The 16685-nt window shown below is 39.7% G+C and carries 15 protein-coding genes; 6 read left to right on the top strand and 9 right to left on the bottom strand.

Features of this window, described 5'->3' with window-relative positions; genetic code table 11:
- Nucleotides 1-190: 190 nt before the first annotated feature.
- Nucleotides 191-1387: an MFS transporter gene (locus M313_RS0103425; RefSeq protein WP_010192479.1), complete on the bottom strand. Its 1197-nt coding sequence runs from the start codon at nucleotides 1385-1387 to the stop codon at nucleotides 191-193.
- Nucleotides 1388-1592: 205 nt separating this feature from the next.
- On the opposite strand from M313_RS0103425, the gene M313_RS0103420 reads away from it, so the two are divergent.
- From M313_RS0103420 to M313_RS0103405, 4 genes are all read left to right on the top strand, one after another.
- Entirely contained in the window at nucleotides 1593-2657 is a 1065-nt protein-coding gene (locus tag M313_RS0103420; protein ID WP_029326314.1) for an AbrB family transcriptional regulator, read from the top strand.
- Nucleotides 2658-2729: 72 nt separating this feature from the next.
- The gene (locus M313_RS0103415; protein ID WP_010192474.1) at nucleotides 2730-3761 is read left to right on the top strand and encodes an SDR family oxidoreductase; all 1032 of its coding nucleotides are present in this window, start codon (nucleotides 2730-2732) and stop codon (nucleotides 3759-3761) included.
- Between the two features lie 162 nt (nucleotides 3762-3923).
- Nucleotides 3924-4598: a LysM peptidoglycan-binding domain-containing protein gene (locus M313_RS24465; RefSeq protein WP_010192472.1), complete on the top strand. Its 675-nt coding sequence runs from the start codon at nucleotides 3924-3926 to the stop codon at nucleotides 4596-4598.
- 55 nt (nucleotides 4599-4653) lie between these two features.
- Nucleotides 4654-5169, top strand: coding sequence for an LURP-one-related family protein (locus M313_RS0103405; protein WP_010192469.1), 516 nt, complete (start codon nucleotides 4654-4656; stop codon nucleotides 5167-5169).
- A gap of 61 nt (nucleotides 5170-5230) precedes the next feature.
- On the opposite strand, the gene abc-f is transcribed toward M313_RS0103405, so the two are convergent.
- A complete protein-coding gene (gene abc-f, locus M313_RS0103400) occupies nucleotides 5231-6955 on the bottom strand; it encodes a ribosomal protection-like ABC-F family protein (protein WP_010192467.1) in 1725 nt (574 codons plus the stop codon).
- Nucleotides 6956-7322: 367 nt separating this feature from the next.
- Nucleotides 7323-7772 (bottom strand): NUDIX hydrolase, encoded by a 450-nt coding sequence (locus M313_RS0103395; protein WP_010192465.1) that lies wholly within the window; start codon nucleotides 7770-7772, stop codon nucleotides 7323-7325.
- Between the two features lie 96 nt (nucleotides 7773-7868).
- On the opposite strand from M313_RS0103395, the gene M313_RS0103390 reads away from it, so the two are divergent.
- Together M313_RS0103390 and M313_RS0103385 are read left to right on the top strand one after the other, a co-directional pair.
- Entirely contained in the window at nucleotides 7869-8150 is a 282-nt protein-coding gene (locus M313_RS0103390; RefSeq protein ID WP_010192462.1) for a hypothetical protein, read from the top strand.
- Between the two features lie 143 nt (nucleotides 8151-8293).
- The gene (locus M313_RS0103385; protein WP_010192461.1) at nucleotides 8294-8749 is read left to right on the top strand and encodes a VOC family protein; all 456 of its coding nucleotides are present in this window, start codon (nucleotides 8294-8296) and stop codon (nucleotides 8747-8749) included.
- 817 nt (nucleotides 8750-9566) lie between these two features.
- Here the strand turns inward: M313_RS0103385 and M313_RS0103370 are convergent.
- The 6 genes from M313_RS0103370 to M313_RS0103340 form a co-directional block, all read right to left on the bottom strand.
- On the bottom strand, nucleotides 9567-10556 hold the full coding sequence (locus tag M313_RS0103370; protein WP_010192456.1) for an acyltransferase family protein: 990 nt from the start codon (nucleotides 10554-10556) through the stop codon (nucleotides 9567-9569).
- A gap of 173 nt (nucleotides 10557-10729) precedes the next feature.
- Nucleotides 10730-10996: an HPr family phosphocarrier protein gene (locus M313_RS0103360; RefSeq protein ID WP_010192452.1), complete on the bottom strand. Its 267-nt coding sequence runs from the start codon at nucleotides 10994-10996 to the stop codon at nucleotides 10730-10732.
- Nucleotides 10997-11095: 99 nt separating this feature from the next.
- Nucleotides 11096-12628, bottom strand: a complete 1533-nt coding sequence (locus tag M313_RS0103355) for an AbgT family transporter (protein ID WP_010192450.1) — start codon at nucleotides 12626-12628, stop codon at nucleotides 11096-11098.
- 153 nt (nucleotides 12629-12781) lie between these two features.
- A complete protein-coding gene (locus M313_RS0103350; protein WP_010192447.1) occupies nucleotides 12782-14092 on the bottom strand; it encodes a helix-turn-helix domain-containing protein in 1311 nt (436 codons plus the stop codon).
- A gap of 43 nt (nucleotides 14093-14135) precedes the next feature.
- Nucleotides 14136-15440, bottom strand: a complete 1305-nt coding sequence (locus tag M313_RS0103345; RefSeq protein ID WP_010192445.1) for an amidohydrolase — start codon at nucleotides 15438-15440, stop codon at nucleotides 14136-14138.
- A 15-nt stretch (nucleotides 15441-15455) separates the two neighbouring features.
- The gene (locus M313_RS0103340) at nucleotides 15456-16658 is read right to left on the bottom strand and encodes a M20 metallopeptidase family protein (protein WP_010192443.1); all 1203 of its coding nucleotides are present in this window, start codon (nucleotides 16656-16658) and stop codon (nucleotides 15456-15458) included.
- Nucleotides 16659-16685 lie beyond the last annotated feature (27 nt).

The following is a 16685-nucleotide window of genomic DNA, read 5'->3' as shown; positions in this document are numbered from 1 at the left end:
CAGAAAAAGAACAGATTAGTTTAACGATTTCTATGCAAGGGCTGTGCTTCATTATTTAATTGAATAACATTTAATACAATTAACTTCTTCATAAAACATCCCTCGCTTCCATTCGTTTTTTATTACAATATTTATAATATGGTATTTTTATCTAAAAGTAAATAGGCAGTCTGAATTTCCTTAATTGAAATTAATTCGCTTCCACTTGAGCCAATCTTTTCTTTTGTTTTGATTGCCATGTAAAAGATACAAGTATTGTTACACTTAAAACTAATAGTCCGAGTACAAATGGGTAAATGATATTTACATCATATAATAACCCTGCAAGTGTGGGTCCTAATACATTTCCAATACTCATGTACGCGTTATTCATCCCCATCGCAAATCCCTGCTCATTTCCCGCCAATTTCGAAATCAAGGTATTGATGACAGGTCTTAAAATAGAAGTTGCCAAGAAAATAATCAAGGTGATTCCAAAGAATACACCGTAGCTTGAAGCAAATAACGATACCAAGAAACCGATTGCGGCAACGCATAAGAAGATATTTAATACATTGCCTTCTCCTATCGCACGTACAATTCGATCTACTACAAAGAGTTGCACAATTACACTGATTATACCCGTAGCTGTAATCATTACGGCAATTTCCTGCGGTGTTGCGCCAAACTGATTATCTATGAATAACCCAAGAACAGACTCATATGCCATCAATCCAAAACTCATCACAAGCGTTATAATTAGCGGTATAAAATACGGTTTGTTAACAGAAAGTGCCAGCTTTTTGATCATTGGCTCTGGATTTTCCTCCTGTGCCATAACCGTCTCTTTCTCTCTGCTTTCTTTTAACACAAGAATAGAGAAAACAGTTGCCACTAGTGAGATCAAAGCAGATACCAACAATGGAGTTTTTAATCCGAAATCAGCCAAGAACCCGCCAATTCCAGGTCCAATCACGATACCAAGCGACATGGCAGCGGAAATGTAACTGTTTCCTTTTGCACGCTGATCCATTGTAGTGATATCAGCTACATAAGCAAATAGGGCAGGTATTAACAACGCTGCTCCTATTCCACCAATAACACGTGAGAAGTAAAGCATCCATACAGAATCAAATCCATAAAATACAAACATGGACAAGGTCAAACCGGCTAAACCGAGTATAATCATAATTCGTCGGCCGTATTGATCCGCCCATTTTCCAGCCAATGGTGACATGAGAAACTGAGCACCTGCAAAGATGGCAATCATTAACCCCGCAGCCAATCCCCCTTCCCCGATGGAATCCAGGTATGCTGGGAGAATAGGAATAATTATTCCAAAACTTCCCACTGCAATAAACATATTTATCATCAAAATAATCATTTTTTTACGTTGTTCAGGTGCCATAATGTCACTTCTTCCTATTATTTATTTCGTGCCTCTTACTAAATCAACTTTAGTATTTTATGACTTTTGGAGGCCGGTGTCAATGGAAGAAGTTTTCCCGGATTCACCAAAAATTATGGATCTGGCGATTGAAGGATGTCCACTTCATCATCAGACACCTAAAATATGTTACAATTGCTTTATTCAAATAAAGGGGTCTTTAGCTATGCGAAATATACCTATACTAAGATTAATAGAAGCATATATAATAGGCGGCCTTGGAGGATATCTATTTTACCTTGCTAACTTGCCTCTGCCGTGGGTTCTCGGGGCATTGTCTTTCATCATGCTTTATCAAGGTTTTTCAAGGCGGAAGGTATACTGTCCGGATCCTTTAAAACAGAGTGGGTTTCTTGTTCTTGGATTGTTTTTCGGCCTTTATTTTACAAAAGACACTCTATTGACGGTGGCACCTTACATACTTCCTTATGTGTTATCCACCATTGCTTTGGTTGCTGTGAGTATAATGAACAGTATTCTAGTTACAAGATGGATATCTGTAGATAAAATTACGAGTGTATTCGGTTCGATTCCTGGGGGTCTTTCCGAAATGGTGGTTGCAAGTGAATCATTGAATGCGAAAAGTTCCTTGGTCGTCATTTTCCAGACAGTACGGTTGCTTACAGTGTTGTTCTTGGTTCCTTTTATTGTCGTTCATACTTTTTCGTCTAATGGGATCGGTCAGGATGTTACGGCCACTATAGGAAGCACGTATGAATTTGGGGGATGGCACTATCTTTGGTTCCTTCCAGCAATAATGGGTGGGGTACTTCTCAAAAATAAAGTTCCAGCAGGCATTGTTATCATTCCACTTGCCTTGACTGCCCTTTTTAACATAACCCTGATAGAAATGGCCACTCTTCCTCCTGTGTTATTAATACTTGCGCAGGTTACTGTAGGGATTGGAATGGGAAAAGGAATAGCATTTGCAGATTTAAAACTTGGGGGCAAATATTGCGTTGTTTATTTTGGTTTGACAGTAACGTTAATCTTGGTCTCTTTTGGACTTGGAACGCTTCTCGCAGCGATGACGAGCTTAAATTTGCCAACCGCCATCTTGAGTGTAGCACCAGGTGGGCTCATTGAAATGGTGTTAACGGCAACATCTGTAGGGGGAGATCCTGCTGTTGTCAGCTCTTTGCAATTAATACGTCTGTTATTCATTATTATTGTTGTCCCGCCTCTTCTTAAGTGGTATTTCAGGAGAATTCCTAAAGAAAAGATTGCGTAAAAGTACAAAAAAAGGATTTTTTGTCTGTTATAGAGAATTAGCTTACTATAACCTATTCTTGGAGGCCTACATATGAAAATTTTAGTGATTGGCGGTACGCGGTTTTTAGGTAGATTTATCGTAGAAGAAGCGTTAAAGCAAGGTCATGAAGTGACGATGTTCAATCGTGGTAATCATGTAGATTTGTTTCCGCAGGTTGAATGTATTGTAGGAGATCGCAATAAAGACCTATCACTTCTTGAAACTGGAAAATGGGATGTTGCAATAGATACATGCGGCTTTACCCCAAAAGCTTTAGCAGAATCAACGAGGGTGCTCGCGGATAAAGTCGACCATTATACTTTCATTTCGAGCATTTCGGTTTACAAAGATTGGATTCCATCTAACATTGAAGAGGATTATCCCGTTCAATCTCTCACAGAAAAACAAATAGAAGAGATCGGTTACGGAACACAAGAGGAAATCAATGCCCATTATGGTGCTTTGAAAGCAGAGAGTGAACGCGCCGCAGAGGAGAATATGCCCAATAAGGTTTTACATGTCCGATCTGGACTGCTGGTTGGTCCACATGACTATTCTGATCGCTTCTCCTATTGGGTTAACCGCGTAGCTGAAGGTGGCGAAGTGTTGGCACCAGGCAGAAAGGAAAGAGAAATCCAATATATTGATGCTAGAGATATGGCACTGTGGATCCTTAAAATGGCAGATGAAAAAATAACAGGTACTTTTAACGTAACTGGACCGACAACACCACTCACAATGGAGCATTTCCTTACCACATGTAAACGGGTATCAGGTTCAGATGCTGAATTTGTCTGGGCAGATGAAAGCTTCTTATTGGAACAACAAGTTGCACCGTGGACAGAAATGCCACTTTGGATACCAGAAGAGCATCCACTAGTAGAAGGCAGTGAACCTTGGCGTGGCGCTAGCTCCATAAGTATTGAAAAAGCTCTGCAACACAGATTGGAAGTGCGTTCCGTAGAAGAAACAGTAAAAGATGTCCGAGATTGGATGACATCCAAAGAAGACGAAGAGCGAAAAGCTGGAATTCATAAAGAAAAAGAACAAAATGTGTTGAATGCTTGGAAAACAAGAACTTAACCCATGCATTAGAAAGCCTGCGATGTTTGTCATCGCAGGCTTCTTCTTGTTTTTTACCCACCTCTTAAAAATGGGCTTAACTATTTTTCATGTACAAGCGACAAATTTCAACCAACTACGTCAAAGTAAGTGTAATCAAAATTTTAAAATGGAGTGTTCAACATGAAAAAACATCAAAAAGTCATTCTTGCATTAGCCATTACCCTTGGTCTATCGGGTGCACTTGGGTTCTCATCTTATGAACCTGCTTTTGCTTCAAGTACTGATGAAATAATCACCATTAAAAAAGGGGATACACTGTACAGTCTTTCAAAGAAATACGATGTCACGATCGATGAACTCAAAAAGATGAATGATCTCACAAGTTCCAAGATTATTGCTGGTGAGAAACTCATTATAAAAGAAGCAACAGACATCATGGTGAAAAAGGGGGACACCCTCTACTCTCTTGCAAAAACTCACGGAACTACCGTAAAGAAGTTAAAAGAATGGAACCTGTTAACCTATAACAATATTTATATCGGGCAAAAACTTTTGGTGAAAGCTCCTGTCATCATGGAAGTCAAAAAAGGGGATACCCTTTACTCTTTAGCCAAAAAGTCCAATAATTCGGTAGAACAATTGAAAGCCTGGAACAACTTAACTTCTGACACCATAAAGATCGGCCAACAACTCTACCTTTCCCCTTCTCCTGAAAGCTTCACCATCACAGTAAAAAAAGGGGACACTTTGTATTCGTTATCTAAAAAATACGGAACAACCGTTGCTGCCTTAAAAGAACTTAATGAGCTTTCCTCCAACACCATATATTCTGGACAGAAATTGAGACTAAACTGAAACTTTCGGAATTCTTATTCGTATAAATAGATATAAAATAAAGGAGGAACAGCGAATGAAAAAGACAGTCTATTTTTCAGATAACTTCTTCTCTTCTGGAGAAACGGAGATATTTAATGAGGGTCAAAAAATTATTGGAAAGTTAGATTTAAGGAGTGCTTTTTCTGCTGCTGTAGATATCAAAGCTCCTGACGGGAAAATTATTTTAAGCGGAAGTTTCGGTTTTTTCTCGAACAAGTGGTATATAAAGGATTATGAAGAAAAAGAGTTAGGAGAACTTCGCGAACGTTTTGCATTCTTCAAATCCATTTATGAATACAAAGCCCACGGTCGTGGAATTTATCGCTTGGAAAGCCCTGCATTTTCAAGGGAATATACACTTTTTGATGAAAACGATGAGTTGGCTGCAGAATTCAAGAGAACAGATAGCTTATTTGAAGCAGCGGCATTTGAATTATCCGACTACACAACCGACTTAGAGACAGAAGAATTAGTAGCAGTTGTAATGGGAATGAACGCCATTCAGAAAAGAAGAAGTTCACAACACAGCTCTGCTCCCCCAGCTACATGATGATAAATGATAAAGGCTGACATTAAGCTATTATTGTTCCTAATGTCAGCCTCCTCACTTATTACGCCAATTCTTTTTTTAATTGCATTAACTGGAGTAACTCAGTATCAATATGGCAATATTCTTCGCTATCCTTACTTACCATGCTGATTTTCCCCAATAATTCGGTAATCCTGGCCTCCAGAATCGCAAGCTTTTCTCTGGTTTCTTTTTCAGAAGATGACGCCTGCACCCCTTTACTCTCTTCATACTCTTTTATGCCTGTTTCCACCCGTTTGATTCTATTATTTTCAATTACTAGCAGTTTGTCACATAGCTTCTCAATAAAATAGCGGTCATGAGAGATAACGATGAGCGTGCCAATGAACGTAGACAAAGTAGCCTCCATCTGTTCTCTGCTTGGTAAGTCCAGATGATTGGTCGGTTCGTCCAGGATTAAGACATCATATTTCTGCATAATCATGTGAACCAACTTGACCCTCGTCTTTTCACCAAGGCTCAAGGTATTAAGTGGTTTGGTAAGCTTTTCTTCTTGCATTCCCATATTTGCAAATATGGTGCGTGCCTTGGAAACACTTTCCCACCCAATTAGGTCTAAATATTCCATTGCGGTTTTATTGGAAGGTAAATCACTGACTTCCTGGCTCAAATAGGCAATTTTCAAAGAAGAACTTTTCCATAAGGAACCTCTTGAGATAGCTTCCTGATCCAACAGCATTTTGATAAAAGTGGTTTTCCCTGCCCCATTTTCACCAACTAACCCAATTCTCTCCCCGTGCTTCACATAAAAATGACTTTTTTCAAATAGGAGTCGATCATCAAATTGCTTGGTTAGCCCTTTCGCCTCCAGAATTCTTTTGCCTCTTTTACCATCCGCTTCAAATTCAAATTTGACCTGTACTTCTTCCTTTGGCTTTTCCACTTTATGTTTGGACAGTTCAAGCTCCAGCCTTTTTGTCTTTGATTTAATTTGATTATCTTTTTTCTTCGCTTTTACACGTTCAAATTCTTTTAACCCCATCTGCTTCCGTTCTCCAGGGTTATCCCTCTTCCCCGCTTCTCTATGCGCCTTTTCCGACCACTGTTTCAAATTTGCAACTTGATCTTCAATCATTTTTATTTTTCGTTGTTGCTTCCCATAGTCACGAGTTTGCTGGTCGAGACGACGCTGTTTCTCTTGGCGATAGGCTGTGTAATTCCCTTCATACTCCAATAGATTACAGTCTTCTATTTCGTATATTTTAGAAACAGTCATATCTAAGAAGTATCTGTCATGAGAGATGATGATTGCTGCACCAGCAAACTTACTTAGTTCTGATACTAACCAGGTTACACCTTTCATATCCATATGGTTTGTCGGCTCATCCAGACAAAGAAGCTGTGGTGTTTGCGACCATATTTTTGCCAAAGCTAGTTTAAGTTTCTCCCCACCGCTCAAGGTATCCGAGGATGCTCCCTCTTTTGTAATGGATTTAACCAAACCCAACTCACTTGTTGTACGTAAGAAGTCTTTTGCCTCCTCCATCATTTCTTGATCAGTATGGACGGTATAATCGGTGCTTTGCGGCAGATATCCGATTTTTAATGAATCTTGAAATTTAGTAATACTTCCAGAATCCGGTTGGATCGAACCCATCAATAACTTCATCAACGTGGTCTTCCCCGCACCATTCCAACCGACCAAACCTATCTTTTCACCATTTCTTATATCAAAAGAGATATCCTTCAAAATATCCCTTTCCCCAAAACTTTTATTCACTTGTTTCACTTGTAGTATCACTGTCATACATATGCACCTCATTATTGTTTTTGTTTATAAATGAGCAGCCACAGTATCAATCATCACAAAAAACCTCCCCATAATCCTGGAGAGGTTTAAATGAAAAGTCGATTGCCTATGCAAACAACGCCTATTCTACAAGTAAGTATCACAAAATAACACTAATCCATTTATGGATAGTGAAGCAACTAGACTCCGATACTTATGGCAGGTAAAAATGGGCAGACTAATCCAATTCTCCAGGTTTCTCATTTTACTAATCACATGAGTTCACTCCTAAGAAATAGATTAATTCCACATCGCACCTTGTACCTTCCTTTTCTCGTATAGTCTTACACTTTTAGTATATTTTCCCTTTTACCTATTGTCAATCCTAATTCAAACAATGGGTTTTGAAAAATTCCCTGGTTTGGTCGTGAGCTAGCTTTTTTAGCACTTCTTCTTTTTTGAAAAAACTAATCTCACTGATCTCGTCATCTTGTGGCAGCCAGTCTTTGTTCTCACCTGTATACTCAACAAGAAACATGGTTGTTTCTTGGGAATGATATCCTATCCTGTCCGCTACTTCTTGAGGAAATTTAAAGCTTATTTTTTCTTCAAATTCTTTTATAACAGAAAAGGTGTTCTTTCCGGTTTCTTCCTTTAGTTCTCTAAGAACAGCTTCATAAAGAGAGGAATCCGTTTTCTCTACCCCTCCCTTGATAAAATCCCATTCACCCTGGATTTCTTTTTTGCCTTCTGCCGTATTTATTTTTGTTTTTAGTATTAATATGTATTCATTGCCTATTGTTACAATCGCTCCTACCGCTTGTCTTATGTTCATAAGCGTCCTCCTCTCCGTTATCTGAATCTTTTCTCATTTTTATGATATACTATACATAAAGAAACAGAAACCATCATAACGGAGGTTATGCAAGACATGGAATATCTTTTTCCAATGATTGCGCTATTCTTGTTAGGTATGCTTGTTTTTTCAGGTGGAGGTTTAATGGCCTTCCTCAACGAAAAAGTTCATTTTGTCAGTGTGATTCTCACCATGGTCAGTTTTGGAATTTTATATAGTCTGATTGCAAGAATCACCGATTGGTTACCTGCCATCATTACAATGTCAACCGTTCTCTCGCTGTTAGGGATTTGGGTTGTGAACAACTATCGTAGTATCAAAATGGCTCCGAAAGATTTAAATAAGCAAACTCCATAAAATAATTTGATAAAGCACATAACCTTAGGGTTGTGTGTTTTTACGTCTAAAGTTGTATTAGTTTTTCGCACTTATTCCTGAGGTATAGTTGAGTGACTCCTTCTACAATAAATGTAGTTAGTAAATAACAGGAGGTAACTTCCATGAAAAATGCAGAATTATATGAAACCCATGTGAAAACGGTTAATTTAGATGCAGCGGTATCATTCTACAAAAGCCTGGGATTGGAGCTTGCTTACTTTTTAGAGGAGCGGAGAGTAGCATTTTTCTTTTTAGGGGATTCAGAAAAGAAACAACAGATGCTGGGAGTTTGGGAAGTAAATGAGCATGAGTTTGTTCGCTCCCATTTTGCATTTAAGGTTTCGCTCGAACAGTTGAGAAGCGTTCCAGAATTTTTACATGCAAAAGGTATTGCGCTCTCCCCAAGCTTTGGATTGGACGCATGCGAACCTGTTGTCCACGCATGGATGCCCGCTGCATGCTATTATTTCTCAGATCCTGACGGCAATAGCTTGGAGTATCTTGCTCTAATTGATCAGGAACCCAAACCTGAATTAGGCGTGTTACATCTGAGCGAATGGGAAAAGACTTTTCAGTAATAAGGATTTATTGCTACTGGGCAGCGCAGGATACTGAGGTTATTTTGCTTGTTATTTTGGAGCTGTCCATAGCAAATGTCCGAAGATTTTTGAAAGTTGACCAAAGTTTTGCAGAGTTGACCGAAGTTTTTGAAGAGTTGACCGAAGTTTTCCGATAATTGACCGAACCAAAAATTGAAATGACCGAACCCCCGGTAAAAGTTGACCGAACATCACAGTGAATTGACCGAACCTTCCAGTTTTTCAAGGTTTAAATGTCCGAAGCAAGGAGAATTTTGACCGAACCATTTTTCTACACTTAAAAAGTGGCTGTATTCTTTAAGTTCTTTCTTCATACCGGCGATGAGGACCTCTCTCTTCCTTTTTACTCATCACTCATGTCTTCATCACAACCATGAGGACTCCTCTATTCCTTTTTCCTCGTTACTCATGTCTTCATCACAACCATGAGGACCTCCCTACTCCTTTTTCCTCGTCACTCATGTCTTCATCACAACCATGAGGACTCCTCTATTCCTTTTTCCTTGTCACTCATGTCTTCATCACAACCATGAAGACTTCTCTCCCCCTTTTTCCTCGTCACTCATGTCTTCATCACAACCATGAAGACTTCTCTCCCCCTATTTCCTCGTCACCGAGGTCTTCATATCCACCATGAGCACTTCGCTCCTCCTTTTTCCTCGTCACAGAGGTCTTCATCACGACCATGAACAACAAGCATGAGACTATTCCACAATTCGCTTATTTTACAACTTCCCCCAGAAAACCAAAAAAACGCCCCGACAACCATAAAGGTTACTGGAGCGGCTATTAATAATTATCCATTTTTCAACGACAAGCTTTCCTTCAAATACCCAAAAGGTGTCTGAATAGCTTTTACCACGTATTTATTACCTGTTACCACCGTTACCAGAATACTCAATAACAGAAGCAACATATACCCTGCTGGCGAGTTGACGGCTTGACCAAAGCTCGTTTCAAAGAACCACTTAATGATAAAGCCGTGTAGGATATACACATAAAACGATCTTCTTCCAATACCAGTAAAGATATACTTATCTTTTGGCACGAGTGCGAAAAATGCAATGGTTACAAGCATGCTGCCTGCATATATGCCAATTCGCATCAACATATCGGTCACAGAAGAGAAGGTGTAGGTCCCATAAAGGATACTTGCTCCATCAATTCCACCTAACAAAAAGTAAATCGCTGCAAACAGCATGACAAGAAATGCAGAAGCATGTACTCGATACGCACCGTTTTTCAACTTCTCAAATAGGTCTGTTTTGGTTAAATAATACCCTATCAAAAAGAATGGGAAGAAATAAAACGTTCGATCCAAGCTTAAGAATCTTTCTGGGATATCTACATATCCAATTACGACACCTAAAAGTATTGCCAACGGAATACTGTATCTGGCCTGTAATTTTCCAAACAATGGCAACATCAGTTTCCAGGCAATCATACTCAATAAGAACCACATCGCCCATCTTGGGGTGAAGTATTCCAAGGTCATAGATGGATCTGCATAAAGCTGACTGTAAAACAGCGTGTAGATTGTCTGTAAAATTAAATATGGCACTAATAATCTCGTAATAATTTTTACATAATAGCCTTTTTTATGAAAGTTGGTACTAAAATGGCCTGCTAATAGAATAAATGCGGGCATATGAAAAATAAAGATAAAATGGTAGATGGACACAAGCCATTCATCATTTGCACGATATGGAGAAATGATATGCCCAAATACAACAAGAAAAATTAAGATAAACTTCGCATTATCAAAGAAGGAATCGCGAGTTTTCATGGTGTTCTCCTCCATTTCCAGTTATACGAAGGTATTTACCCACATTTATGCCATACATAAACATGGACATATATTCATTCGAAGAGTATAACATGAACTTGTCCGTTGGAGGAATGTAAAAATTTCCTTTCAAAATCAAAAAACAGATGGACTCATGCATCCACCTGCTATCCTCAGTACAACACTTCTTCCCCTTTTAAAAACCTGGTCAGCCATTCTACTGCTTCCTTTTCATCAGAACCTTCTGCTTTCACTGTCACGACACTGCCATTAGAAATTCCAAGAGATAATAAACCAAGGTAACTCTTTGCATCAATAACCTTATTATGTCTTACTACACGTATGTCTGAAACAAAACTACTTGCTTTTTCAACAAAGTAGTGAGCTGGTTTGGAATGAAGTCCGTATTCGAGTGCGACCGTTATTTGCTTCGATACCATATAAAAATCCCCCACATAACCAAATTTATATATGGTATGTGAGGGTAAAAGACTTCATGAATAATTTTCGTAAAATAGTACTTTTGCCTACTCCTAAACTTATTTAATCATCATTTCTACACCTGGCCCAATTGGGATGCCACCTAGTGCAAAAATAACCAGTAATATGATCCAGACACCTAAGAAAATAAGACTGTATGGCAACATTAAAGCTATTAAAGTCCCCAGTCCTGCTTTTTTATCATAATCCTTCATAAACGCCAAGACGACGATAATATACGGATTCAATGGTGTAATAATATTGGTGGAGGAATCCGCAATACGGAATGCCGCCTGAATGAATGCAGGGTGATAATCCAGCATCCAAAACATAGGGATAAATATTGGTGCCATCAAAGCCCATTGTGCAGATCCACTGAAAATGATCAAGTTCAATACGGCCGCAAGTAGAACAAAACCAATAATCCCTGGAATTCCTGTCAAGTTCATGCTTTCTAAGAATCCCGCTCCATTAACAGCAATCCATATTCCAAGGTTCGACCAGTTAAAGTATGCGATAAACTGTGCTGCTGCAAAAATAAGGACAATATATCCTGCCATATCTTTCATAGATTCTGTCATCAATTTTGGCACATCTGCAGTATTTTTAATTTTCCCTACTGTTACTCCGTAAGCAACCCCTACCACGATAAAAAAGAATAGGGTGAGTGGTACGATTGCAGTAAGGAATAGGGAAGGCACAAGTCCACCATCTTCATTTCTTAATATGGATTCAGGCCAGAAGACTGCAACTGCCAGCAACACTAAATATGTAAGTCCAGCCAGAACAGCATTTCTTAACCCTTTGCTTTCAAGGGGATTTGGTTCTTCCAGTTCTTTGTCAACTTTCCCTTTATACGTTCCAAGACGCGGTTCGATAATTTTTTCTGTAATTAAGGCCCCTACCACCGCAAGAATGAATACAGAGACCACCATAAAATAATAATTGTCTACAGGTGTGACGATTAACGACTCGTCAAAAGGTTTTATGGCTTCTGTCGCAATACCAGATAATAATGCATCTGTTCCAGCAACTATGACATTTGCTGTAAACCCGGCACCAACACCAGCGAAACCTGCTGCAAGCCCTGCAAGAGGGTGCCTGCCAACAGTATAAAAGATCATGGCAGCAAGGGGCGGTACTATAACAAACGCTGCATCTGATGCAAGATTTCCTAGAATACCAGTACCAACGACCGCATAGGTAATCAAAGCTTTTGGTGCATTTAATATGGTCTTCTTGATCCCTGCTTCAATCAATCCCACTTTATCAGCAAGCCCTATTCCAAGCATCATTGCCAGCACTAGACCTAAAGGTGCAAAACCAGTGAAGTTGGTAAGCATCGAGGTAAGAATGAATTCAATTCCTTCCCCTGACAATAAGCTCTTAATAGCCAGTTCTTCCCCCGTTCCGGGATGTTCAACCGTTACTCCAAACTGATTAACTGCAAAGGAAATTCCAATGATAAAAAGAGATAAATAGACAAATAGCATAAAAGGATCTGGCAGTTTATTCCCTAATCGTTCCACGCCTCCTAAGAATCTATCAAGCATGGAGGTAGATTTTTCTTGCTGTGTTTGTAGTTGACTCATTTTTTTCACTCCTTTTAGGTATAGTTCCTTTTTTATTCCGAAAATAACTGATAAATTCCAATCGCAACATTCGTTCCATTTATAATATAATAAATTTTCAGTTATTTCATCCGTTTTTGAGAATGGGAAATCTAACTACGATTTCCCCTTCACTCACAAAAAAGATAGTTTGTATATTTTTCTCGGTCTGCCACGATGTCCAGATTGTTCTTCTCCGGAGACTTTAATAAGGCCCGACCGTTCCATTTCAGTAAGTATTCTCCTTGCATTTCTTTCCGTACTTTTCAGCCAACTTGCCAGGTCTTGTGATGTGACGACATCTTTTTGATAGTAATGTGCCAATGACTTTATTCTAGAAACAATCGTCGGACTAATAGTAAGATCTTTGAGCTTTTCTTCCCACTCTTCCCCAAGTGAGCGCGATTGAAAAGAAAGCTTGTCGGACGAGCCAAAGAATTCAGTGACTTCACGGTCTTCGTTAACACAAACTAGTGTAGAGGAATCCTGTTCTCGAGCATGGTGAAACGCCTGCCTTACATTTTCTTCTGCTGCCAGTACCGTCTCACCAAATCCCAGTCCTAACCTTACTTTCAGTCCACTTTGCACTTTGATATCTTCCACCAATTGAAGTAATGACTCTCCTTCAATATGCCACTCAAGCTCCCCTCTTGTTGTGAAGAGAAAGAAAAGTCCGTCACCAAATTGTACAAAAGAACCATTTACCTCTTCTGCAAATCGGAGCATTAATCTTTTTAACTCAAGCTCCTTAATTTTCATTTTATGAGAGTAGTGCATTTCTTCAAGCGAAGCTTTGGTATGAATGACTTCAATTCCTAGAATGGCAATCTGCGATTTTCTATATCGCAATGAATGTGCCCGTTCAATCAATATTTCCAAGCTAGACAATATGGCAAGGTCGGACGGTATTACCCGAAAGCAAGGGATGTTTAGTTTCCTAAGTTTTCTATAGACTGCCTGTATACAAGTAAAGGCAACCTCGGTTTCTTTCTTTTCATATAGTTCTTGATGAAATGAAACCAAGTCTTCTACGGCTACAATCCCCTCATAGGAATAGGAGTGGAAGTTGATTGCTTGAAGGGAGAAAAAGTTTTTGTTCATCTCAATTCTGTCTTGCCTGATTGTATCAAGGCTAACTGTTTTGAGGATCTTTCCTTCCTTCACTTGAGCTTCTAAAAGGGTTCCAAGAAAACTAGAGCCATAAAGTTCAGCGAATCCACCCTCATTCTTTTTCAACAAATCCCGAGAAATTGCATATGTGAAGGGAACTTGACCAGAAAACATCCATTGATCGACTGATCCCCTGTTGTTATTGATGATTAAATCGATTTCTTCTAGTGCTGTATATGGAAAAGAAAACAATTCAACATTCTTAAATTCTTTTCCTACTAACATGATTCTCTCGGTGGAATCACTTGGACCGATTATACCTATTTTAACTTTCACTTCTTCACCTCATAATAAAGCAGATATACCACACTTTTCTATTCTAGGATAAAGATAGAATAGAGGAGATGTATACGTCAAGTGCCACGTCAAGAACCTTTTCATCATAATCAAATAGTGGATGATGATGGCCAGCCGCAAGTGGTGTACCGAAGATAAAATAAGTGGCTTTCCCTCCCCGGTCTCTTACATGATTGAGCATATATGCTGCATCCTCTGATGCCTTAAGTGGTAAGGTTTCTGTTACCTTCTTCACCCGCTTGCTGCTCTTTGTTGCATCATCCAAGAACTCTTTCCATCCTTGCTCTGAGGAAGCTTCTATTCCTTTACCTACTAACTGGATGTCACAATCTACACCATAGATTGCAGCGGAATGTTGAATGATCTTAGTAGCTTCATCCTCCATATATTGATTGAGGATGCTTGTTTCCCCGCGCGTTTCCAATGACATTGCCGCATGATCCGGAATGACATTTCTACCGCTACCTGCTTGAAGTGTGCCAACGTTTATTCTTGTTTCTCCTCCTGAGTGCCTTGGGATAGCATGAAGGTGTATGGATGCTGAGGCTGCAGCAAGCAAGGCATTTCTACCTTCTTGGGGCTCCACACCTGCGTGTGCAGACTTCCCGTTGAATAAAACATCAAGTTTAGATGTAGCTAGAAATCCATGTGCAGAAGCAACTACCTCACCAATTTGCATCGGAGCGATCCCGATGTGCCCACTTAAGAATACATCTACATCATCCAACCAACCTTTTGCGACCATTGATTTTGCCCCTCTGCTTCCCTCTTCTGCAGGTTGAAAGAGGAGAGTATAGGTTCCTGATAACTTTTCTTGATAGGTTGAAAGAAAAGTGGCTATACCGAGTCCTATTGCCGCATGTCCATCATGACCGCATGCGTGCATCACGTTAGGAGATTGTGATGAAAATTTATTTGAAGTGGGAAAGTGACCATTTGACGACTCTTTATTCTCCGTTATTGGCAATGCATCAATATCAAAACGAAGCGCTATATGCTTCCCAGGCCTCCCAGTATCAAGTCTGGCAACTACACCAGTATGACCACCCTCCATTTTTGATATCCATTCTACAGGTACACCGTTTTGGATAGCTTTATTTTCAGCGTTACGAAGAACATCAGGAGTTGGAACGCCCATTCTCTCTTCGGACACTAAGGCATCCTTACCTAAGGATAGAAGATAGCCAAGCTTATCAAGCTCTTTCGCTATAAGGTAGGTTGTCTCATATTCGGTCCAACCCAGTTCGGGAAACTTGTGTAAATGTCTGCGCCAAGAGATCAAAGAATCCGATATGGAAGAAACAAAATCTGAAACGTCTATTGCCATATTAATATCCGCCTCCTAGTTTTTATGTTGGATTTTTTCCAGTGCGTTTAATGTGACCTCAACGAGCATGTTCACACCTATTGGCAGGGCTTTTTCATTGAATTCAAATTTAGGGTCATGGAGAGGTTTTTGAACTTCTCTCCCTTCTACAGCTGAACCCAGCCAGAAGAAGGCTCCTGGATACCTGTTAAGAAATCTGGAAAAGTCTTCTCCTCCAAGTGACGGATCGACAGTTGGAGTTGCATTTTCAGATCCCAGTAATTTGTTGGCTGTTTCTTTTACAACTTCTGCCCATTCAGGTGTATTAATGGTTGCTTCATATCCATCAATATATTCAATATCTGCAGTTGCACCCATTGCTTTTGCAGCATGCTCCACTACTTCATGGAATCTCTTTTTCACCCTTTGTTTTGTTTCTTCTTTATAGGTGCGGATGGAACCTTCCAGCGTTACAGTATCTGCTATCACATTATATCTGTATCCGCCTTCTATTCTTCCGACCGTTACAACGGCTGCATCAATAGGGTTCACATTTCTGCTAACGATGGTTTGTAGCATGGTCACCACATGGTTAGCTGCAATGATAGCGTCGTTTGTTTGATGCGGCATGCTGGCATGACCACCGGAACCATTTATCACCACTTTAAATCGATCTGTTGCCCCCATCATTTCTTTAGACCGAATACCAATCTGGCCTACAGGTAGATCGGGCCAAACATGTTGTCCAAAAATAACATCCGGAACATATTCATCAAACACTCCGTCATCCATCATCGGTTTCGCACCACCATTTGGTGAAGCTTCTTCTGCAGGTTGAAAGACCAAAAGCACCGTTCCAGTCAGGTCATGTTTATGTTGATTTAATAAAATCCCTGCGCCTAAAAGCATCGTCGTGTGGGCATCATGTCCACAGGCATGCATGCTTCCTGGTTTAAGAGAAGCAAATGGCAGGTCCGTTTTCTCCGTAATAGGCAGAGCATCAATATCCGCCCTTAATGCAACTGTAGGACCCGGTTTTGCACCTTTAATTATTCCAAGAACACCTGTCTTGGCAAAACCTGTTTGAAAAGGGATGTCATGTTTACTAAGTTGCGTTTGTATTTTTTTAGAGGTTTCATATTCTTCGCCGCTGATTTCAGGAAACTGATGTACATCTCTTCTGAACTCAATTAGCTGTTTAAGCAAGAGTTTATCCATAGTTGGTATCGTTATATCCATCTATGTAACACGTCCTTTCAAGTTGTA

It is taken from the genome of Bacillus sp. m3-13 (assembly GCF_000175075.1).
GTDB lineage: Bacteria > Bacillota > Bacilli > Bacillales > Bacillaceae_I > Sutcliffiella_A > Sutcliffiella_A horikoshii_C.
Note: the sequence above shows the minus strand (reverse complement) of the source record. Positions and strands in the feature narration are given on the sequence as shown.

Excerpts from the sequence above, each read along its gene's own strand:
- M313_RS0103425 (WP_010192479.1), bottom strand. The coding sequence starts at position 1,387 with ATGGCACCTGAACAACGTAAAAAAATGATTATTTTGATGATAAATATG.
- M313_RS0103420 (WP_029326314.1), top strand. The coding sequence starts at position 1,593 with ATGCGAAATATACCTATACTAAGATTAATAGAAGCATATATAATAGGC.
- M313_RS0103415 (WP_010192474.1), top strand. The coding sequence starts at position 2,730 with ATGAAAATTTTAGTGATTGGCGGTACGCGGTTTTTAGGTAGATTTATC.
- M313_RS24465 (WP_010192472.1), top strand. The coding sequence starts at position 3,924 with ATGAAAAAACATCAAAAAGTCATTCTTGCATTAGCCATTACCCTTGGT.
- M313_RS0103405 (WP_010192469.1), top strand. The coding sequence starts at position 4,654 with ATGAAAAAGACAGTCTATTTTTCAGATAACTTCTTCTCTTCTGGAGAA.
- abc-f (WP_010192467.1), bottom strand. The coding sequence starts at position 6,955 with ATGACAGTGATACTACAAGTGAAACAAGTGAATAAAAGTTTTGGGGAA.
- M313_RS0103395 (WP_010192465.1), bottom strand. The coding sequence starts at position 7,772 with ATGAACATAAGACAAGCGGTAGGAGCGATTGTAACAATAGGCAATGAA.
- M313_RS0103390 (WP_010192462.1), top strand. The coding sequence starts at position 7,869 with ATGGAATATCTTTTTCCAATGATTGCGCTATTCTTGTTAGGTATGCTT.
- M313_RS0103385 (WP_010192461.1), top strand. The coding sequence starts at position 8,294 with ATGAAAAATGCAGAATTATATGAAACCCATGTGAAAACGGTTAATTTA.
- M313_RS0103370 (WP_010192456.1), bottom strand. The coding sequence starts at position 10,556 with ATGAAAACTCGCGATTCCTTCTTTGATAATGCGAAGTTTATCTTAATT.
- M313_RS0103360 (WP_010192452.1), bottom strand. The coding sequence starts at position 10,996 with ATGGTATCGAAGCAAATAACGGTCGCACTCGAATACGGACTTCATTCC.
- M313_RS0103355 (WP_010192450.1), bottom strand. The coding sequence starts at position 12,628 with ATGAGTCAACTACAAACACAGCAAGAAAAATCTACCTCCATGCTTGAT.
- M313_RS0103345 (WP_010192445.1), bottom strand. The coding sequence starts at position 15,440 with ATGGCAATAGACGTTTCAGATTTTGTTTCTTCCATATCGGATTCTTTG.
- M313_RS0103340 (WP_010192443.1), bottom strand. The coding sequence starts at position 16,658 with ATGGATATAACGATACCAACTATGGATAAACTCTTGCTTAAACAGCTA.